This is a genomic window from Chromatium okenii (assembly GCF_016583745.1).
Lineage (GTDB): Bacteria > Pseudomonadota > Gammaproteobacteria > Chromatiales > Chromatiaceae > Chromatium > Chromatium okenii.
On record NZ_NRRQ01000004.1, the window covers coordinates 62931 to 82671 of the forward strand.

The 19741-nt window shown below is 57.0% G+C and carries 23 protein-coding genes; 6 read left to right on the forward strand and 17 right to left on the reverse strand.

Features of this window, described 5'->3' with window-relative positions; translation table 11 throughout:
* Window position 1: 1 nt before the first annotated feature.
* The 4 genes from CKO12_RS02390 to CKO12_RS02405 all read left to right on the forward strand — a co-directional run bounded on the left by CKO12_RS02390 (window position 2) and on the right by CKO12_RS02405 (window position 3379).
* Window positions 2–796: a ParA family protein gene (locus CKO12_RS02390; protein WP_200153129.1), complete on the forward strand. Its 795-nt coding sequence runs from the start codon at window positions 2–4 to the stop codon at window positions 794–796.
* A 116-nt stretch (window positions 797–912) separates the two neighbouring features.
* On the forward strand, window positions 913–1629 hold the full coding sequence (gene ubiG / locus CKO12_RS02395) for a bifunctional 2-polyprenyl-6-hydroxyphenol methylase/3-demethylubiquinol 3-O-methyltransferase UbiG (RefSeq protein WP_200153130.1): 717 nt from the start codon (window positions 913–915) through the stop codon (window positions 1627–1629).
* A gap of 8 nt (window positions 1630–1637) precedes the next feature.
* The gene (locus tag CKO12_RS02400; RefSeq protein ID WP_200153131.1) at window positions 1638–2327 is read left to right on the forward strand and encodes an SDR family NAD(P)-dependent oxidoreductase; all 690 of its coding nucleotides are present in this window, start codon (window positions 1638–1640) and stop codon (window positions 2325–2327) included.
* A gap of 20 nt (window positions 2328–2347) precedes the next feature.
* A complete protein-coding gene (locus CKO12_RS02405) occupies window positions 2348–3379 on the forward strand; it encodes an agmatine deiminase family protein (RefSeq protein WP_200153132.1) in 1032 nt (343 codons plus the stop codon).
* Here the strand turns inward: CKO12_RS02405 and CKO12_RS02410 are convergent.
* The 15 genes from CKO12_RS02410 to CKO12_RS02480 all read right to left on the reverse strand — a co-directional run bounded on the left by CKO12_RS02410 (window position 3376) and on the right by CKO12_RS02480 (window position 13347).
* On the reverse strand, window positions 3376–3786 hold the full coding sequence (locus CKO12_RS02410; protein ID WP_200153133.1) for a response regulator transcription factor: 411 nt from the start codon (window positions 3784–3786) through the stop codon (window positions 3376–3378). The two genes, CKO12_RS02405 and CKO12_RS02410, sit on opposite strands and share 4 nt — an antisense overlap.
* 29 nt (window positions 3787–3815) lie before the next feature.
* Window positions 3816–4097: a hypothetical protein gene (locus CKO12_RS02415; RefSeq protein ID WP_200153134.1), complete on the reverse strand. Its 282-nt coding sequence runs from the start codon at window positions 4095–4097 to the stop codon at window positions 3816–3818.
* Between the two features lie 27 nt (window positions 4098–4124).
* The gene (locus CKO12_RS02420; protein ID WP_200153135.1) at window positions 4125–4580 is read right to left on the reverse strand and encodes a ClpXP protease specificity-enhancing factor; all 456 of its coding nucleotides are present in this window, start codon (window positions 4578–4580) and stop codon (window positions 4125–4127) included.
* Window positions 4581–4597: 17 nt separating this feature from the next.
* Entirely contained in the window at window positions 4598–5209 is a 612-nt protein-coding gene (locus CKO12_RS02425) for a glutathione S-transferase N-terminal domain-containing protein (protein ID WP_200153200.1), read from the reverse strand.
* Window positions 5210–5375: 166 nt separating this feature from the next.
* On the reverse strand, window positions 5376–6110 hold the full coding sequence (locus CKO12_RS02430) for a cytochrome c1 (protein WP_200153136.1): 735 nt from the start codon (window positions 6108–6110) through the stop codon (window positions 5376–5378).
* Window positions 6107–7351, reverse strand: coding sequence for a cytochrome b (locus CKO12_RS02435; RefSeq protein ID WP_200153137.1), 1245 nt, complete (start codon window positions 7349–7351; stop codon window positions 6107–6109). The genes CKO12_RS02430 and CKO12_RS02435 overlap by 4 nt, the downstream gene beginning before the upstream one ends.
* On the reverse strand, window positions 7351–7947 hold the full coding sequence (gene petA / locus CKO12_RS02440; protein ID WP_200153138.1) for a ubiquinol-cytochrome c reductase iron-sulfur subunit: 597 nt from the start codon (window positions 7945–7947) through the stop codon (window positions 7351–7353). The genes CKO12_RS02435 and petA overlap by 1 nt, the downstream gene beginning before the upstream one ends.
* 202 nt (window positions 7948–8149) lie before the next feature.
* Window positions 8150–8902: a Nif3-like dinuclear metal center hexameric protein gene (locus CKO12_RS02445; RefSeq protein ID WP_200153139.1), complete on the reverse strand. Its 753-nt coding sequence runs from the start codon at window positions 8900–8902 to the stop codon at window positions 8150–8152.
* 89 nt (window positions 8903–8991) lie between these two features.
* Window positions 8992–9240 carry a YfhL family 4Fe-4S dicluster ferredoxin gene (locus CKO12_RS02450; protein ID WP_200153140.1) on the reverse strand — a complete coding sequence of 83 codons (249 nt, stop codon included), beginning with the start codon at window positions 9238–9240 and terminating at the stop codon, window positions 8992–8994.
* A 57-nt stretch (window positions 9241–9297) separates the two neighbouring features.
* Window positions 9298–9774 carry a pantetheine-phosphate adenylyltransferase gene (coaD, locus tag CKO12_RS02455; RefSeq protein WP_200153141.1) on the reverse strand — a complete coding sequence of 159 codons (477 nt, stop codon included), beginning with the start codon at window positions 9772–9774 and terminating at the stop codon, window positions 9298–9300.
* 90 nt (window positions 9775–9864) lie between these two features.
* Window positions 9865–10395, reverse strand: a complete 531-nt coding sequence (locus tag CKO12_RS02460; RefSeq protein ID WP_200153142.1) for a TRAP transporter small permease subunit — start codon at window positions 10393–10395, stop codon at window positions 9865–9867.
* Window positions 10396–10878 carry a tRNA adenosine(34) deaminase TadA gene (gene tadA, locus CKO12_RS02465; protein WP_200153201.1) on the reverse strand — a complete coding sequence of 161 codons (483 nt, stop codon included), beginning with the start codon at window positions 10876–10878 and terminating at the stop codon, window positions 10396–10398. It abuts the gene before it with no gap.
* Entirely contained in the window at window positions 10878–11402 is a 525-nt protein-coding gene (locus tag CKO12_RS02470; protein ID WP_200153143.1) for a thermonuclease family protein, read from the reverse strand. The genes tadA and CKO12_RS02470 overlap by 1 nt, the downstream gene beginning before the upstream one ends.
* A gap of 11 nt (window positions 11403–11413) precedes the next feature.
* The gene (gene nhaD, locus CKO12_RS02475) at window positions 11414–12742 is read right to left on the reverse strand and encodes a sodium:proton antiporter NhaD (protein WP_200153144.1); all 1329 of its coding nucleotides are present in this window, start codon (window positions 12740–12742) and stop codon (window positions 11414–11416) included.
* A gap of 14 nt (window positions 12743–12756) precedes the next feature.
* Window positions 12757–13347: an ankyrin repeat domain-containing protein gene (locus tag CKO12_RS02480; protein WP_200153145.1), complete on the reverse strand. Its 591-nt coding sequence runs from the start codon at window positions 13345–13347 to the stop codon at window positions 12757–12759.
* 178 nt (window positions 13348–13525) lie between these two features.
* On the opposite strand from CKO12_RS02480, the gene CKO12_RS02485 reads away from it, so the two are divergent.
* Window positions 13526–15160, forward strand: coding sequence for an alpha-D-glucose phosphate-specific phosphoglucomutase (locus CKO12_RS02485; protein ID WP_200153146.1), 1635 nt, complete (start codon window positions 13526–13528; stop codon window positions 15158–15160).
* Between the two features lie 107 nt (window positions 15161–15267).
* Here the strand turns inward: CKO12_RS02485 and CKO12_RS02490 are convergent, their stop codons facing one another.
* Window positions 15268–16239, reverse strand: a complete 972-nt coding sequence (locus tag CKO12_RS02490; protein ID WP_200153147.1) for an Lcl C-terminal domain-containing protein — start codon at window positions 16237–16239, stop codon at window positions 15268–15270.
* A gap of 122 nt (window positions 16240–16361) precedes the next feature.
* Here CKO12_RS02490 and CKO12_RS02495 point away from each other — a divergent pair, with 122 nt between their 5' ends.
* Window positions 16362–17117: an adenosylcobinamide-GDP ribazoletransferase gene (locus CKO12_RS02495; RefSeq protein ID WP_200153148.1), complete on the forward strand. Its 756-nt coding sequence runs from the start codon at window positions 16362–16364 to the stop codon at window positions 17115–17117.
* A gap of 133 nt (window positions 17118–17250) precedes the next feature.
* On the opposite strand, the gene CKO12_RS02500 is transcribed toward CKO12_RS02495, so the two are convergent.
* Window positions 17251–19692, reverse strand: a complete 2442-nt coding sequence (locus CKO12_RS02500; RefSeq protein WP_200153149.1) for a DNA internalization-related competence protein ComEC/Rec2 — start codon at window positions 19690–19692, stop codon at window positions 17251–17253.
* Window positions 19693–19741: the final 49 nt, after the last annotated feature.

Genomic DNA, 19741 nt, shown 5'->3' on the forward strand with positions numbered 1-19741 from the left:
CATGTCGTCGCGCCCCCGCATCCTCGTGATTACCAACCGCAAAGGTGGCACTGGCAAAACCACCACCGCCGTTAATTTTGCCGCCGAATTCGCCGCCAGCGGTCAGCGCACGCTGCTGATTGACCTCGACACGCAAAACCACTGCGCCCTCGGTTTGGGCGTCAAACTCGCCGCCAATCATCCCACTGCGCATCATTTATTCAGCGCCACCGCGCCCGTGCCGCTGAGTGAGGCGATTGTGAACACGGCGTGGCTGGGGTTGGATTTGGTCACGGCTGATCCTGATTTTCATCACGACCGCGCCCCTGATGATGAGCACATTTTGGTACGCGCACTGGCGGAACCGGCGCTCGCCGGTCAGTACGATTGGATCGTGTTGGACTCGCCGCCGTCGCTGGATGTGCTGCTGATTAACGCGCTGACTGCGGCGCATTGGGCGCTGATTCCGTTTATGCCACATCCGTTATCTGGCGAAGGGGTGCGCCAACTGGCGCGAGTATTTTTCCGCGTCGCCATGAACAGCAACGCCGATTTACGCTTGCTGGGTTTATTGCCGGTGATGCTTGATACGCGGATCGTGCAGCATCGGCGGGTGCAGGAACAAATCATCAGCCAATTCGGGCAAGAACGCTTGCTCGGCGGTATTCGCAGCGACATCAAATTGGCGGAATCATTTGCAGCGGGACAACCAATTCGTGAATACGCGCCGCGCAGTCGTGGCAATGAAGATTATCAAACCGCTTTTGCTAACTTGTGTGCGCGTTTAATTGCAGCTCCCAGCGCCAGCGGTCGTTAATCTGCACCACTTTTTTAATCACGATTCAATTGGCGCACGGCAAGCATTTAGAATGAATCAGTATTGCCTTGCGCTGACAACTGACAACTTTTTTCGCATCCTTCAGGTAATTCATCATGCCCCCAATTCACAACGTCGATCACGCCGAAATTAAAAAGTTTGAAGACCTCGCCTCGCGCTGGTGGGATCCAAATAGCGAATTCAAACCGCTGCACGACATCAACCCGCTGCGGCTGGACTACATCGACCGCGCTGCCGGTGGACTCGCCGACAAACGGGTGCTGGATGTCGGCTGCGGCGGTGGGATTTTGTCGGAAAGCATGGCGCTGCGCGGGGCGACGGTGCTGGGCATTGATATGGGCACGATGCCGCTGCGCGTCGCGGAATTGCACACGTTGGAAAGCGGCGTTGAGGTCGAATATCGGCAGATGCCGGTGGAAACCTTGGCCGCCGAACAGCCGGGCAGTTTCGATGTCGTGACCTGCATGGAAATGCTCGAACATGTCCCCAGCCCGGCATCAGTCGTCGCCGCCTGCGCCCAATTGGTGCGTCCGGGCGGACGGGTGTTTTTCTCCACCCTCAACCGCAATCCCAAGTCGTTTCTATTCGCCATCATCGGCGCGGAATATGTGCTCAGACTGCTGCCCAAAGGCACACACGACTACGCCCGCTTTATTCGTCCCTCCGAATTGGATGGCTGGGTGCGGCAAACCAAGCTGCGCACCGTCGATTTGATCGGCATGACCTACAACCCGCTGACCCGCACCTATCACCTGACCCCGCGCAATCTCGACGTGAATTATCTCGTCAGTTGCGTGCGCGATGCGGAGTGACGCGCCCGATGACACCACCACTGCACGAGCGCGTCATCTTGGTGACTGGTGCCAGCGAAGGCATCGGTCACGCCGTCGCCATCGCCTGCGCTCACGCCGGCGCGACTGTCATTCTCTCCTCATTTCATGCCGTTGATTTAGAGCCGGTTTATGACGCCATCGTCGCGCACGGCAACCCCGAACCGGCGATCTTGCCGCTGAATTTGGAGACCGCGAGCGAAGCCGATTTCATCGCTGCCGCCAACATCATCGGCGACACCTTCGGGCGTTTAGACGGGCTGGCGCACTGCGCAGCATTTGCGCCCTATCTCAGCCGGATCGACGATTACGAAGCGACCGAATGGGAGCGCGTGCTGCGGATCAATCTGACTGCGCCATTTTTGCTGACGCAAGTCTGTTTACCGCTGCTGCGCGCTGCGCCGAATGCCGCTGTCGTCTTCACCACCGACCGCGTCGGGCGCAACGGTAAAGCCTATTGGGGCGCGTATGCCGCCGCCAAATTCGGGATTGAAGGGCTGGCGCAGGTGCTCGCAGATGAAAGCAGCGCCAGCGGTCATCTCCGCGTCAGCATCGTTGATCCGGGCATCGTTCGCACCGCGCTGCGAGCGCATCTGTATCCCGGCGAAGACCCGCACACGCATCCCACGCCAGACACCATCGCGGGTGAATATGTCCGTTGTTTGAGTCACCCCTGCTAACGCCACCGAGATCATCTGCCATGCGCCGTTTACCCGCCGAATGGGAACCGCAAACCGGAGTGCTGTTGACTTGGCCACACGCCGCCACCGATTGGGCAGCGCAGTTGCCAATCACCGAGGCGCTCTATGCCCAACTCGCCGCGCTGATCTGCCGCGATGAACACGTCCTCATCGTCTGCCGCGATGACGCCCACCGCGAGCAGGTGTGCCAACTGGTGCTCTCTGCTGGCGCCGCACCCGCGCAGTTCCGGTGTGCCATCGCGCCGAGCAATGACACCTGGGCGCGAGATCACGGCCCCATCAGCGTCTTGACCGGCGCTGCCGCACCGCTATTGCTGGATTTTGGTTTCAATGGCTGGGGCGGCAAATTCAGCGCCGATTTGGACAACCAGATCACCGGACGGCTGGTGGCGGCGGGCGCGTTTGGCGACTGTCAGCACGAAACCAGCGCCTTGATTTTAGAGGGTGGGGCGCTTGAAACCGACGGGCTGGGCACGTTGCTGGCGGTGCGGCGCACGGTGCTTGATTCGCTGCGCAATCCCGGCTGGACGCAGGCTGCGGTGGAGCAGGAACTCACAGCGCGGCTGGGGCTGCGGCATTTTTTATGGCTGGAACACGGCGCGATCAGCGGCGATGACACCGACGGACACATCGACACGCTCGCTCGCTTTTGCGATCCGCACACGATTTGTTATGCCCGCTGCGATGATCCAGAAGATGCTGATTTTGCTGAACTTGCGGCGCTGGAACAGGAACTGCGGGAACTGCGCGATCCCGCCGGGCAGCCGTATCGGTTGGTGGCGCTGCCGTGCCCGACGCCGATTCTTGATGAAGAGGGAGCGCGGTTGCCGGCGGGTTACGCCAACTTTTTGATCACAAATCACGCGGTGCTGCTGCCGATTTATGGCGATCCGGTCGCAGATGCGGTGGCGCAAACCACGCTGGCGGGGCTATTTCCGGGGCGGGAGATACGCCTGCTCGACTGCCGTCCGTTAATTCAGCAGGGCGGCAGCTTGCACTGCGTCACGATGCAGCTCGCCGCAGCGCGTTAAACGCCGCCTTCAGCGCGACCTTGTCGCCGTCCGATGTCGTAACGGCGCAACACGGCGCGAATGCGTCCGGCGAGTTCTTCGGGATGAAACGGCTTGGTCAAATAATCGTCCACGCCGTGCTCCAGCGCCGCCAACTTATCCGCTTGCAACGTCCGCGCTGTGAGAAAAATAAACGGAATATCTGCCGTTTGCGCGTCCTGCGCCAGCAACGCTTTCAAAGTAAAGCCGTTGGGCGGCGGCATCATAATGTCGCAGACGATGATGTCTGGGCGCAGCGTCTGTGCCAGCGCCAACCCTTCGGTGCCGGTGCTGGCGGTGGTGACTTGAAAGCGAAACCGTTGAATCAGCAAGCTGGCGGCAAATAATTGATGCGGATCGTCGTCAATCAGCAACACATGTTCAGTCATCGCCTTGATTCCATTCTAAAAAAGCTGCGTCAAGGCGCAGCGGTCTGTGGCGTTTGATCAGCAAACATCGCCTCCAAACGGGCGATCTCAGCTTGCAGCGGGGCGGGCAAACTGGCAGCGAGCGGCTGCAATTGGTTCAACGCAGCGCGGGCGGATTCCACTTGATCGTCCGCCAATTGCGTTCTGACCTCAGCAATCAAGCCCGTCGCCACCTGCTCCGGGGCGACTGCGGGCGGTTCCGGCGCGTTGTGACAGGCGCTCAAACTGACGGCGGCGCTCAACAGGAAGTAGGTACAAAAAGGGCGCGTCATGCCAGACCTCAACGAAATAACCTGCTGTTATTTAATCACTTTCAGCGTGGGACCGCCCTTGCCTTTGGGTTTATCTGGCGCGGGCGCTCCGGCTCCGCGTCCCGACGTGCCGACTGATTTGAGAGCTGGCGCGGCAGCGACTGGTGCGGCGCTGGTCGGTTCCGCATCGGGATAGACGGGTTCAGGAAACATCATGCCCTGCTGCGTTTCGCGGGTAAAAATCCCCAACACGGCCTCCGTTGGCAGCATGATTTCTCGCGCTATCCCGCCAAACCGCGCATTAAACGTCAGCCACTCGTTGCCAATCACCAGCCCGTGAACCGCGCTCGGCAAGATGTTGAGCACGATTTGCCCGTTGGTGACGAATTCGAGCGGCACCTGCGCCGCCGGATAATTGGCATCGACGAGCAGATGCGGCGTCATCTGGTTATCCAAAATCCATTCGTAAAACGCCCGAATGAGATACGGCTTGTTAGACGTCATGGGCTCAAGCTGCTGTTTCATCGCGCTAAATCCGTAATCATCTCCTTTTCCGCTTCGGTGAGACTCAAGCGGAATGCTTCCCACAGTTGTAACCGTTTGCGATAGGCAATGACCGGCGCGGCTTGCGCGGGCGGTAATTCGATGCCGAGCACGGGCAAGCGCCACAACAGCGGTGCCACGCAGCAATCCACCAGTGAGAATTCGTCGCTCATAAAATACGGATGGGCGGCAAATACTGGCGCAGTCACAATCAAACTTTCGCGCAGTTCTTTGCGGGCGTGATTCGCATCGGTGTTGGAACCTTTGAGAATCCGGTGCATCAGCGAATACCAATCCCGATCAATGCGATACATGAATAAACGGGCGCTGGCGCGGGAGACCGGATCAACCGGCAACAGCGGCGGATGCGGAAACCGCTCATCAAGATATTCCATGATGATCCGCGATTCGTAGAGGCGCAGATCGCGGTCAACGAAGGTGGGCACGGTGCCGTAGGGATTGAAATCCATCACCTCATCGGGCAGGTGATTGGAGTCAACATCAACCACATCAACGGTGATGCCTTTTTCGGCCAGCACCATGCGGACGCGGTGACAATAAGGACAAATGGGATCAGAAAATAACGTCATGGGAATTGGGTCTGCTGGCAGCCGCTGCCGCATTTTTTTTACGCCAGCGGTGAGGCTGAGTGGGACGGGAATTGAAATAGCTGAATTCGAGGAAATACAGATTGAAAAGGTCAAACGATATGCGGGCGTGCCGAATGAAACCGGCAGCGCCCGTACCAATCACGTTTTAGTGAATGTCTTTCCAGAACTCTTTTTTCATCAGATACGCAATGATGAAAAGCACGCCCAAGAATAACAACACATAAACGCCAAGCCGTTGCCGCTCAAGCTGCATCGGTTCGCCGGCATAGGTCAGGAAGTTGGTGATGTCGCGCACCATCGTGTCGTATTCCTTCGCCGACAAGGTGCCTTCTTTCACCAGCTTCACGCCGACGACCACTGGTGCAGCACCAGCAGCGGCATCATGCGCAAACACAGGTTCTTGAATACCCTGCAAATTGCTCAGACCGTGCGGCATTCCCACCAGCGGAAACATGACGTTATTCACGCCATACGGACGAGTCGGATCGACATAAAAGCTCTTCAGATAGGTGTAAACCCAGTCTGATGAGCGCCAGCGCGTGACCAGCGTCAAGTCCGGCACGGCAGTGCCAAACCATTTCAGCGCATCCTGCGGACGCATCGCATTTTCCATCAGATCGCCCGGCTTGGCATCGCCAAACAACAGGTTCTCACGCAGCGTGATCTCGTCAATTCCCAAATCCTGCGCCAAGCGGTTGTAGCGCATGTACTGCAACGAATGGCAGCCCATGCAGTAATTGACGAAGTATTTTGCCCCACGTTGGAGCGATGCCTGATCGCGCAGATCAATATCGGCATCTAACAGGCTCGGCCCGCCGGTATTCGCCACCAGCACGGTCGGCGACAGCAGCAACAGGGCAGCAATAATCAGCTTTCTCATGCGGTGACCCTCTCTGGAACGGGCTTGGTCTTATCCAACGAGCTGTAAATCGGCATCAATAAGAAGAAGGCGAAATACAACACCGTGAAAATCTGCGACAGCAACGTGGACAAATCCGATGCCGGCTGCATTCCCAGCCATGCCAGCACAACAAATGACACCGCAAAGATCGCCAACGCAACTTTGAATACCGGGCCTTTATAACGGATGGATTTCACTGGACTGCGATCCAGCCACGGCAGCACGAAGAAAATCAAAATCGCGCCAAACATCACCACCACGCCGGGGAATTGCGATCCCCACATTGGCGGCACTGCCCGTAACATCGCGTAATACGGCGTGAAATACCACACCGGCGCAATATGCGGCGGCGTCAGCATCGGATTCGCCGGTTGGAAATTCGGCGCTTCCAAAAAGATGCCGCCCATCGTCGGCGCATAAAACATGATCAAGCTGAATAACGCGAGAAAGACCACGACGCCCATGAAATCCTTCACCGTGTAATACGGATGAAAAGGAATACCATCGGCTGGCGCTTTTGGACTCCAGCGATTGCCTTTTGGACCGTCTTTAATTTCAATGCCATCGGGGTTATTCGAGCCAACATGATGCAGCGCGACGATGTGAATAAAGACCAATGCAGCGAGAATAAAGGGCAGCAAGAAATGGAAGGCAAAGAAGCGATTAAGCGTTGCGTCAGAAATGACGTAATCACCGCGCACCCACACCGATAAATCATCACCAACGACTGGCACGGCGGCAAAGAGATTCACGATCACCTGTGCGCCCCAATACGACATCTGTCCCCACGGCAGCAAATAGCCGAAGAAAGCAGTTGCCATCATCGCTAAATAAATAATCACGCCGATGATCCACAATAATTCACGCGGTTTGCGGTATGAACCCCACAATAAAGCGCGGAACATGTGCAAATAAATCACAATGAAAAACATCGAGGCACCGGTGGAGTGCATGTAGCGAATTAACCAGCCCCAATCGACATCACGCATGATGTATTCAACGGAAGCAAACGCTAAAGCCGCATCTGGCTTGTAATTCATTGCCAACCAAATGCCCGTCACGATCTGAATTAACAACGTCAAAATGGCTAAAGAGCCAAAGAATGACCAGAAATTCAGATTTTTAGGGGCGTAGTATTCGGCAAGGTGTCCCTTCCACGTTTCCGTCAATGGAAACCGCTTATCGATCCAACTTAGGTTTTCAGTTTTTTCCGCACTCATCAGGCAGCTCCTCGATCCTCACCAATTAAAATGGTGGTGGCGTTGAGATAGGTGTGCTTGGGAATCACCAAGTTCGTGGGTGCCGGAACGTTCTTGAACACCCGCGCTGCGAGATCAAAGCGCGACCCGTGACACGGGCAATGAAAACCGCCTTTCCAATCCGCGCCCAAATCATCCGGCCCGAATTCTGGACGATAGGTTGGTGAGCATCCCAAATGGGTGCAGATGCCAATAGCAACGAGATATTCCGGCTTAATCGAACGGGTCGGATTTTGGCAATACGCCGGTTGTTGGGATTCAACTGCCGATTGCGGATCAACCAATTTAGGATCATTGGTTGCCAACGCCGTAATCATTTCTGGCGTGCGATGCACCACCCACACCGGTTTACCGCGCCACTTCACGCGGAGCAAAGCACCCGGTTCCAATTTACTCACATCTGCCTCGACTGGCGCACCGGCTGCCCGAGCGCGAGCACTCGGATTCATGGATGCCACAAACGGGACTAATGCGTAACCGGCACCGATGGCACCGATCACGCTGGTTGCAGCGACGAGCACTCGTCGCCTCATGTTGTTCACGCCTTCCGCGCTCATAAGCCAATATCCCCCGGCTGCCTGTCAGTACCGCCGTGTATCCGGTGGTCACTCAAACAGCTTGGATGAAACGTTCAGGTGGAAAATAAGAATATGACGATTGTCTGTAGAATCGACCGCGCATTTTCTGCGATTCCCGTAAAAAAGGTCAAGGAAAAAGCGAGAAAATAATGATTTAACGGCAATTTTTATTGGCGACCGTCTATGCCGGATTATCAATCTCAATGAACTCATGCCACAGCCCAAACCGGGCGGCCAGATGTGTACCGAGCGCCTGGACGCCATCACATTCGGTGGCGTGATGACCGGCTGCGAGATAGCAGAGTCCACATTCTCGCGCTTGATGCGTGGTTTGCTCAGACAGCTCCCCACTGATAAACGCGTCTACACCGAGCGCGGCTGCCGCTTCCAAATGACCCTGACCACCGCCGCTGCACCATGCAACACGCTCGATCAGGCGCTGCGTATGACCAACAAGTGTCACTTGCCGCCGCAGCGTTTGCGTCACCTGTTCTGCCAACACCACCGCCGAACACGGTTGCGCCAGCCGCCCCGCCCACACCAGACCATTGGCAATTGCCGTTGGTTCCCGCGCCACAAAACCCAGCCGTTGTCCCAACAGAGCGTTGTTGCCAACTTCGGGATGGGCGTCGAGCGGCAGATGATAGGCGATCAAGCTGGCACCTGCGTTGAGTAATGTCCGGGCGCGACGCCCGTGAATGCCGATCAAACACGGATTGTCATGTTTCCAGAACCAGCCGTGATGCACCAAAATCGCATCTGCCTCCCGCGCCAGCGCCGCTTCCAGCAACGCCGCACAAGCGGTCACGCCGCTGACCAACCGCTGAATCGAGCGTTCGCCTTCGACTTGTAACCCATTCGGGGCGTAATCGTGAAACTGTGTGACCGCTAAAAAATCATCGCAGTAGGCGACGAGGGCGCGAGGGTCAATCATGGCAGCATGTCTCAAACTGTTCTCAACTAAAAAAGCCCCGTAAAAACGGGGCTTTTATTCAAACACGGCGCTGCGGGTCGCGCTGAAACTTAACCAGCAGTCAGCCGCTCGTATTTCGCACGGAGTTGGTCTTCCGTTTCGGGATGCTTCGGGTCTTTGATGATGCAATCGACCGGACAGACTTCAACACACTGTGACGTTTCAAAGTGACCAACACATTCGGTACACAGATCAGGATTGATGACATAGGTCGCCTTGCCTTGTGAAATCGCGCCGTTAGGGCACTCTGGTTCACAGACATCACAGTTAATGCATTCGTCAGTCATCATTAGGGACATGAGGGAAACTCCTTAAATGGTTGCTTGAGGTCGTGAGTGATATAGAACGTGAGGATATTATCCAAACTGTTTGGTGAATGCAGCTTGCACCGCTGGCGTGACGAAGGTGGAGACATCACCACCGAGGCGGGCGATCTCCCGCACCAGCGAAGAGGAAATATAAGCGTATTGCTCGGCGGGGGTTAAAAACAAGGTTTCGATTTCCGGTGCCATCCGGCGATTCATGCCCGCGAGCTGGAATTCATATTCAAAATCGGACACCGCCCGCAGCCCGCGCATGATGACGCTCACGCCCTGCTCGCGGACAAAATTCACCAACAAACCGCGAAACGGCACCACCGTCACGTTGTCACACTCCGCCACGCTGACGCGTACCAGCGCCACCCGTTCGGCAGTGGAAAACAACGGCGTTTTGCCCGTATCGGCAGCCACCGCCACCGTGACTTGGTCAAACAGTCGTGCGGCGCGATGCACCAAATCCACATGACCATTGGTGATCGGGTCGAAGGTTCCGGGGTAGACCACGCTGCGCAATCGCTACATCCTGTTGTGTCAAAGTGCGCTGAGGCGCGAATGCTGCCAGTTTGACAGCTTGATTGGACGCTGAAAAGCCAACGCGTGAAGTTACTCGTCTGGCAGCGTCGCCGTTGCCGCGTGCCCCAATAACGCCGCACTGGCTTTGATGATTTCTGATCCGCCCTGCGCGGCGAGCAGGCTAAAGCCGACGGGAATCGCTAATTTGATCGGCCACCACAGCAACCCGCCCGGATTCATCGACGCCTCATGTTGTTGAAATGACAACATAAAATAATCCCACGCATCGACCACGATCAGCCCGCACACCGGCAGTAAAAACAGCAGTCCGCCCAACAGATCGACCAGCAGCTTGCCGCGCTCCGACAAGCGCCCATAAATGATGTCAACCCGCACATGCCCTTGATTTTTAAGCGTTACCGGGGCGCACAGCAAAAACACCAGCCCAAACATAAACCACTGCGCCTCCAGCATCGCATTTGAGCCCCAATCCAGCAGATAACGCAGCGTCGCAGTGGTGGCGCTCATCACTACCGCGCCGAGAATCAGCCAGATGCTGGCGCGTCCGATGCGCTCGTTCATCGCATCAATCAGCGCCGCCAAGCGTAATAACGTGTTCATTCAGTTGGTTTCCGAAGATGCAGAACGCGCCCGCCGCGCTCGAAAAAAGCTGCGCAGCAGCTCGGCGCAGTCGGCGCTGAGAAGCCCGCCCTGACAGGCGGTGTGGTGATTAAAACGGTGATCTGACGGCAGCACCGTGAACACGCTGCCGCACGCGCCAGCTTTGGGATCGGGAGCGCCATAAATCACGGCGCTGACGCGGGCATGAATAATCGCACCAGCGCACATCACGCACGGCTCCAACGTCACATACAGCCGCGAGCCGGGCAGCCGATAATTGCCCACCTGTTCACCGGCAGCGCGTAACGCCTGAATCTCGGCATGAGCCGTCGGATCGTGGCTGGCGATGGGGCAATTCCAACCTTCGCCGATGACGACCTCATCGCGCACCAGCACTGCGCCCACCGGCACCTCACCCCACTCTGCCGCCCGCTGCGCCAGCATCAAGGCGCGTTCCATCCACTGCACGTCGCTGGCGCTCATCAATTTTTCTGGCGATGACGAAATGTCCACGGCGTTTGCTGCAAACCGCCGCGACTCCAAATACCGAGCTTGGCTTTTTTGGCTATTTTTTGCGCCTGCGTAAAGCGGCTATCGTCGCAATAACGGGCATAAACCGCCGCGTTGCCGTTTTTGACCAGCTCTAAATTCAGCGAACGATGATCGCTGCTGGCGGTGAACACTTCCGCCACCGTGCGCCCGTAACGATCCAATTCGATCACCTTCAGTTCCACCATGCGCGGCGCGATTCGTTGCAACGCCACTCGCGCCCGCTCGCCCCAAGGCGTTTGCGCTTTTTCCGGCGCATCAATGCAGTGCAGCCGCACCGTCACCGGCTTGCCCTGACAGGTCACGCGCAGCGTGTCGCCGTCCACCACCGCCGCCAACCAGCAAATCTGCGGCATGGCAGCTTCCGCCGGGCGCAGCGGCGTGAGGTTTGGTTGCCAGAGCGCCAGCAGCCAACTACTCAGAAATAACACGCTGATTAAAATCGATTTTTTTAACATTGATTCCAAACTTAGCCATTGAGCCAGAGGTGCGCCGCGATGCTGGCGGCATAGCCGAGCGCAATTGCCGGCGTCCATTTGAGATGTCCAAAAAAGGTATAAACCCCGCGAGCTTGCCCCATCAGCGCCACGCCCGCTGCCGAGCCAATCGACAATAACGACCCGCCCACGCCTGCCGTCAGCGTCACGAGCAGCCACTGGGTCTCATCCATCGCCGGATTCATGGTCAAAATGGCAAACATCACCGGAATGTTGTCGATGATCGCAGACAGCAGCCCCACGCTGATATTGGCCACCGTCGCGCCCCAGTGCTGATACATGACCTCCGACACCAGCGCCAGATAACCCAGTTGTCCCAGCCCGCCGACGCACAGAATCACGCCATAAAAAAATAACAGCGTGTCCCACTCAGCCCGCGCCACATGAGCGAACACATCAAACGGCTTCCGCTCGCCCACCAATTCGGCGTGATCGCCGGCTGGTTGCGCGTGCTGCGAGCGATGGCTGCGGCGCAGATAAAATCCAAACAGTTGCAAATAACCCAAGCCAGTGAGCATTCCGATCACCGGCGGCAAATGGAGAAAGTTGTGGACGCTCACCGCCGTGATGATGGTCAGCAAAAATAGCGCGATCATCCGCCGCGCTCCGCGTTGCATCGGCACCGCGTCAGCAGCCGCCGTCGGTTTTAAGTTGGGAATGGCGAAGTGCATCAGCAGCGCCGGCACCAAAAAGTTGACCAGTGCCGGAATAAATAATGCGAAAAAGCCAAAGAAATCAATAATCCCGCGCTGCCACACCATCAGCGTGGTGATGTCGCCAAACGGACTGAACGCGCCGCCTGCGTTGGCAGCAACGACGATGTTGATGCAGGAGAGTGCGATAAAGCGCGGCTGGCCGTTGCCCACTGCCAGCACCACTGCGCACATCAGCAGCGCGGTGGTCAGGTTGTCGGCGATGGGCGAAATCACGAAAGCCAAGCCGCCGGTGAGCCAGAACAGTGCCCGCAGTCCAAAGCCTTTGCGAATCAGCCATGCCCGCAGCGCGTCGAAGACTTGCCGCTCTTCCAGCGCGTTGATGTAAGTCATCGCCACCAGCAAAAACAGCATCAATTCCGCGTATTCCAGCAGGTTATGTCGCACGGCTTCTGCTGCCACTTCTGGCTGCCCGTGCTGCGCGTAAACGTAAGCCACCAAACACCAGATCAAACCGGCAGCGAGAATTACCGGCTTGGATTTGCGCAGGTGGACAAATTCTTCTGCCATCACCAGCAGATACGCCAGCCCAAAGATCACCAGCGCGGTGATGCCGATGGGATGCGTTGTGAAATCAATGATTTGCATTGAAATTCTCTCGTTTAAGTGCCGCTTTGCAGCAACTTCACGATCTCGACATAGCCGCCTTCACTCGCCCAATCGAGCGCAGTTTTGCCGGTGAAAAAGTCTTTCAAGGTGCGGTCGGCGCGATGTTGCAGCAACGTCGCCACCGTTTTGGTATGTCCTTGTTTTGCTGCCCAAATCAGCGCCGTCCAGCCTTCCGTTTGCTCTTGATGGTCAATCATCGCGCCGCGTTTTAATAACAGCTCAACGGTGTCGGCGTGATTATTCGATGCCGCCAACATCATCGCGGTGTAACCGCCTTTATCCACCGCGTCGATTTTCGCGCCCGCATCCAATAACCGCGCCACGACGGCGGTGTGACCAGACAACGCAGCTTTCATCAATGGCGTCCAGTCGCAGCTATCGCGCACATCGGGCTGGCGGGTGCGCCCCAATAATTCTTCGAGCGCGGATAAATCACCGGCAGCGGCAACGTCCAATAATTCCTCACCTGCGCCATCGCTCACGCCAGTCATGCTGGCGCTGGAGTTGGTGGAGTCGGACACATCACACGCGGCGAGGTTGGCGGTGACAGCGATGGCAACGATCAGCATCAAAAAAGGGTTCATCAAATCATGCTCCAAAAAAGTGGTCGATATGCGAAAGCGCAATCCCAACTGCCAGCGTGTTTGTCTGGCTTGACGCTAAAATGCCTCGCTCGCTGTCAGGTTTCGCACCTGCTGCTGCACTCGCGCCGTCACCGCCCCGCGCACTGACGACATTCGCTCACAGCTCAAGGATTTGAACATGCAACCGCAACGCATCGCCACCACCCCCATTGATGGTCAACGCCCCGGCACTTCCGGGCTGCGCAAAAAGGTCAAAGTCTTTCAACAGCCGCATTATCTTGAAAATTTCGTGCAAGCCATTTTCGACACTCAGCCCGAACTCAACGGCGGCGTGTTGGTCGTCGGCGGCGACGGTCGGTTTTATAACCGCGAGGCGATTCAAATCATCTTGCGCATGGCAGCCGCCAACGGCGTTAAACACACGCTGGTCGGGCGCGGTGGCATTTTTTCTACTCCCGCCGTCTCGTGCGTGATTCGCAAATACCACACCCAAGGCGGGATCGTGTTGTCAGCCAGCCACAATCCCGGCGGCCCCGATGAAGATTTTGGGATCAAATTCAACTCCGCCAACGGCGGCCCCGCCTCAGAAACCGTCACCAACGCCATTTTTGCCCGCACCCAAACCATCGACAGCTATCTCACGCTGGCAACGCCACCGCTCAATCTTGATTTAGAGGGGGAATTCAGCCTCGGCGCGATGACCGTGACCGTGCTCAATCCGGTCAGCGATTACGCCGAATTGATGGAAACCTTGTTTGATTTCAACGCGATCCGGCAGTTGTTGAGCGGCGGCGCGTTTCGGATGCGGTTTGACGCGATGCACGCCGTTACCGGCCCGTATGCCATTGATATTTTAGAACATCGGCTCGGCGCACCCGCCGGCACGGTGTTGAATGGGCAGCCGTTGGAAGATTTTGGCGGCGGTCATCCCGATCCGAATCTTGCGCACGCGCAGGAATTGGTGGCGCTGTGTACGGGCGCAGCGGGGCTGGATTTTGGCGCCGCGTCGGATGGCGACGGCGACCGTAACATGATCTTGGGCAAGGACTTTTTCGTCACGCCCAGCGACAGTTTGGCGGTTTTGGCGGCCAATGCGCGGCTGGTGCCCGGCTATAAATCTGGCATCAGCGGCGTTGCGCGGTCGATGCCGACCAGTCAAGCAGCGGATCGCGTCGCTGCCGCGCTGGGATTGGAATGTTTTGAAACGCCAACGGGCTGGAAATTCTTTGGCAATTTATTGGATGCCGGACGGATTACGTTATGCGGTGAAGAAAGTTTTGGCACCGGTTCCAATCACGTCCGCGAAAAAGATGGATTGTGGGCGGTGTTATTTTGGCTGAATATCTTGGCAGTGCGGCAGCAATCCGTCGCCGCAATTGTGACTGCGCATTGGCAACAATTCGGGCGCAATTATTACACGCGCCATGATTATGAAGGCGTGGAATTAGCTGGCGCAGAAGGATTGATGAATCATTTGCGCATTTTGTTACCTGAATTAGCCGGGCGCACTTTGGGCAATGAAGTTGTCAGTTATGCCGATGATTTTGCTTATACCGATCCAATTGACGGCAGCATCTCAACGCAGCAAGGCATTCGGATTGGTTTTGAGAGCGGAGCGCGAATTGTGTTGCGGTTATCGGGCACGGGCACGGAAGGCGCAACGCTGCGGGTTTATTTGGAGTATTTCGAGCCAGATGCAACGCAACATCAACGGGAAACGCAGGAGGCGATGCAGCCGTTAATTTTAATTGCGCGGGAATTGGCGCAGATTGAAACGCGGACGGGGCGCAGTGCGCCAGATGTTGTGACTTGACACTAACACCACTCTGTTATTAAAGGAATTTTAGCAACGGAGCAGCCAATAAAAACGCCTCATTATTATGAGGCGTTTTAATCATTAACGAATCAAAAAGATCAAAATCACTGTCCACCGCGGACGAGGCGAACGGGGCCGCCGTAGTCCCGAAAGTTGTAGTTGGCGTTGCCACTGAAGAAATTCACGAACCACGCGCCGTACGAGTTGCCGGCATGCGGAGAACCGGACCAAAACCACGAACTCGGCGTATCAGGAAAAGCAGTAGAATCAATCATCGGGCGATTACATTCTCCTTCACACGGCTCACCAGTATCATTCCACGTTTTAGGCTGACCGCTGGAGCAATACACCAACGTTTTTAATTCATCAAGTGATGGCAGCCACCAATCACAATATCCAGCATAACCGCCGTCGTGATTCAACGCTGCCACCGCTTCATGCGCAGCATTCCAATTGTATTTACTTGCTGCTCCAGTGCAATTCTTGCCGTCCCAAGTCTGTCCCAAAGCGCAACGCATCCATTGCAAACTCGTGCGGATGTCTAGGACAGTTCCATCGCCAAAAGCTAAATAACGCGCATTAATCGCTTTGGCGATTCGACACGACTTAAAAATCAGCGTTCCGTCTGCGGATTGTAAAATCAAATCGGTGCCGTCTAAATCGACTGCATCAACAACCAACGTCCGTTCTGTAAACAGTTTTAATGTGCCCGCTTGAATCGGCAGCAATGCGGCGAGATGGATCACTTTATCCGCAGATTCGGTTTGCTTGACGACCTCGGCAACTGTCAAGCCTAATTTAGGCGTGGGATCATTAAACATGAGCGCAATCACAACATCATCTGCCTCAACGCCAAACACTGCGCACAGGTCTTTGAATATCGCGGGATCGGTGCTGGCAGCAATGGCTTGTAATGCGCTCAATTCGGTCGTTAATTTGCGCACCGCCAGCCATTTCGCCAACAGCCCGTTATGAAAATAAGGGAGAATCTCCAGCGTGAAATGCTCGCGCAATTCGTCGATATTTTTCGCTCTGATGCCGTCAATCGGTAAATCAAACTTGATAATTTTTGGCATATTGAATGCTCCGATCAATAATGATCCAATCTGTTTAGAATCGCTAAACGCGCTGCAACAATTGCTGCCGAACGCTGCCAATGATGACTGATTGGCAACTGCGGCGCATGAGGATAACTAAAATGTTCAAACCATTTCATTTGCGTTCAGTGTGGATTGCGGGGCGCTTTCTCAGCCGCCTGCCGTTTCCCGATCCCGGCAGCACGACCGCGCCAGAGATCGGGCACTCCGTCGTGTGGTATCCGCTGATCGGTTTGCTGCTCGGCGCAGTGAGCGCGAGCACCGCGTGGTTGCTCACCGGCAGCGACACGGGCGTTGCCGCTGCGCTGGTGCTCATGGCGTGGGTGTGGGCGACTGGCGGCTTGCATTTAGACGGGATTGCCGACAGCGCCGACGGCTGGGTTGGCGGGCTGGGCAGCCGCGAGCGCACGTTGGAAATTATGAAAGACCCGCGCTGCGGCGCGATGGGCGTAACGGTGATCGGGCTGGTGTTGATCGCCAAATTCGCCGGATTACAGGCGCTGCTGGCGCAGGGCGACGGTTGGTTATTGCTGTGGCTGCCGCTGTTGGCGCGAGTGCAATTGAACTTGCTGCTGCTGACCACGCCTTACGCTCGCACGCAGGGCATGGCGTATGCCCAAGCGCATTATTTGCCGCGACGGACGGTGTGGCTGACGAGCGGTCTGATTGCGGCGAGCGTTGGCGGCATTCTCGGCGCACTCGGCGCAGCATTGCTGCTCACGATGCTGATTGTATTGGTGCTGGCGCGACGCACGATGCTGGCGCGACTCAACGGCTTTACTGGCGACACCGCAGGGGCGCTGATTGAAGTGACCGAAACGGCGTTGTTAATTGTCGCTGTGCTCAGTTCTTTTTGAAAAATGCGCAATTAAAAATCTTCCTTTGATAAATCCCCCCAGCCCCCTTTTTCAAAGGGGGAGAAAAAGCCCCCCTTTGAAAAAGGGGGTTGGGGGGATTTGAGATAAGGCAGTTAATTAAAATCAACTCAACTCACCACCGCCGCCGTATTTTCTCGCGCCAGCCACTCGGTAATTCAAATTGCCCATTTGCATTAAAGCGGAATTGAATTGCGCCAGCCGTCGCCGTATTTAAAGTTTGAATCCCACGCGCCGCGATTCTTTCCTGCACCGCTTGCGTCGGAAAATTAAAATGATTAGCAAACCCGGCTGAAAATAAAACCCAACTGGGCGCAACCGCGTTAAGAAATGTCGCACCCGTCGAGGTATTGCTGCCGTGATGACCGGCAATCAACACCGTACTGCGCAGCGCCGTGCCCACTTGCGCCACCAATTCCCGCTCAATCCGCTGATCCGCATCGCCCGTCAGCAGCAGCGAACGCCCGCCGGTTTCAATCCGCACCACGCACGACGAATTGTTGCCGACTTCCGCCGCCGTCGCTGCCGGATGCAGCACCTGAAAACTCACGCCCGCCCACTGCCACCGCTCACCGGCTGCGCAGCGCGTCGCGCCGGGAAATTGCAACCGCTGCGGCTCGCCACTTTGCACCTGCATCAATTTCACCCGCCGCGCCAGCGCCACCAAACCACCGGCATGATCTTGATCGGCGTGACTGATGAGCACCCGCTCCACCTGCGTGATGCCCTGCGCCAGCACAAATGGCGCAACCACCGCGCTGCCGGCGCTGTAACCGTCACTGCTGCCCGGACCGGTATCAAACACCAGCGTTCCTGCCGCCGTCTGCGCCACCACCGCTAATCCTTGCCCGACATCCAACACCGTCACCCACACCTCACCCCACGCTGGCTGCGGTGGGCGCGTCGTCAGCACCGGCACCAGCAAAATCACGCCCAGCCAGCGTCCCGGCAAACCACGCGGCGCGAGCAGCAACACTGCGCCCAGCGTCGCGGCTGCCAGCACCCAATTCGGCAACGGCGGCAGCGTCACTGCGATCTCTGACCACTGCGCCAGCCACGTCAAACCGTCCATCCCGCTATTCAGCAACTGCGCCGTCCAGCGCAGCGGTGCCGTCGCTGCCGGAATCACGCTCAACACACTGACGCTCAACGCCAGCGGCAGCAGCAGGCTAAACAGCGGCACTGCGATCACATTCACCAGCGGCGCAATCAGCGACACCTGCCCAAACAGCGCCAGCAGCAACGGTAATAATCCCAACGTCACCGCCCACTGCGCCCGTCCGAATTGCGTCCACAGATCACGGCGCGGCAGACGTTGGCCGAGATGAAAAAGCAGTAGCGCGACTGCGCCAAATGATAGCCAGAAGCCGAATGAAATCATCGCAGTAGAATCAAACAGCACCACGCCAATCCATGCCAACGCCAGCGCGTGATACGGGCGCAACGTGCGTTGCCAAAACTGGGCGCTGAGTATCACCAGCAACATGATGAGTGCGCGTTGGGTGGAGATCGAAAATCCCGCTAATCCGGCATATCCCACCGCGCCGATCATGCCCACCACCGCGCTGGCGCGAGGCGTCGCCAGTCGCTGCATCAACCACGCGCTGCGTCGCCACAGCCAGCGCGTCGCGCCAATCACGACGACTGCGATCATGCCGAGATTGAAGCCAGAAATGGCGATCAGATGGCTGGTGCCGGTGCGGGTCAGCGCGTCCCAATCCGCTGTCGTCAAGCTGCCGGTTTCGCCGAGCACCAGCGCGACCATCATGCCGCGAGGATCGGTCGCGCCCGCTGTTTGCGTGAGATGCGCGGCGATCTGCTGCCGCCAGCGTTGCAGCCAATAACTGCCCGCGCTGGCAGCCACCCGTTCACCGCCCGCTCGCACGGAGCCGGTGGCTTTGATGCCGCGTTCAAATAACGTGCGTTCGCCGTCGCGTCCGCCGGGATTGGCGGTGCTGTGAGGCGGTTTGAGGCGCACGGGCAAGCGCCAACGCTCGCCAACTGCCAATGCTGGCGCGGCTTGATACCACGTCAGCCGCACGCGCCCAGTGAACGGCAGCGGTTGTCCGTCGTGCGTGGCGGCGCTGACATCGAATTGAAAACGGGTGCCGTAGCTGGTGATAACGGGAATGGAGGCGATGTGCCCGTCCAGCAGCAGCGGGGCGCGGGTCAGGGCGGCAGGAAAAGGATGATGTAATACATTGCTGACTTGATACTGCGCCCAACTGAAGCCGAGAAGTGCCAGCAGTGGGATGATGAAAAATGTTCTGAAATCCCGCCAACTGCCGCTTGATAAATCCCCCCAACCCCCCTTTTTCAAAGGGGGGCTGTGATGTGTCTTTTTCAAAGGGAGACTTTTTAGTCCAACAATCAGCACCGCCAGCAGCAGCAGCCAACTCGGTGCTTCCGCCAACGTCGAAGGCAGCGTCCATTCTGGAAACAAATAAAACGCAGCGATTCCGGCAGTGCAGGCGATTCCCGCCGGGATGAGCGTCAGTGGTGGCACGGCATTTGATGCGGATAGACGCGCTGGCGCAGCAACCGCGCCGATTGGCAAGCGATTGTTATACTAATCGACCTAAAACCATGCAAAAACAAGTGGAATT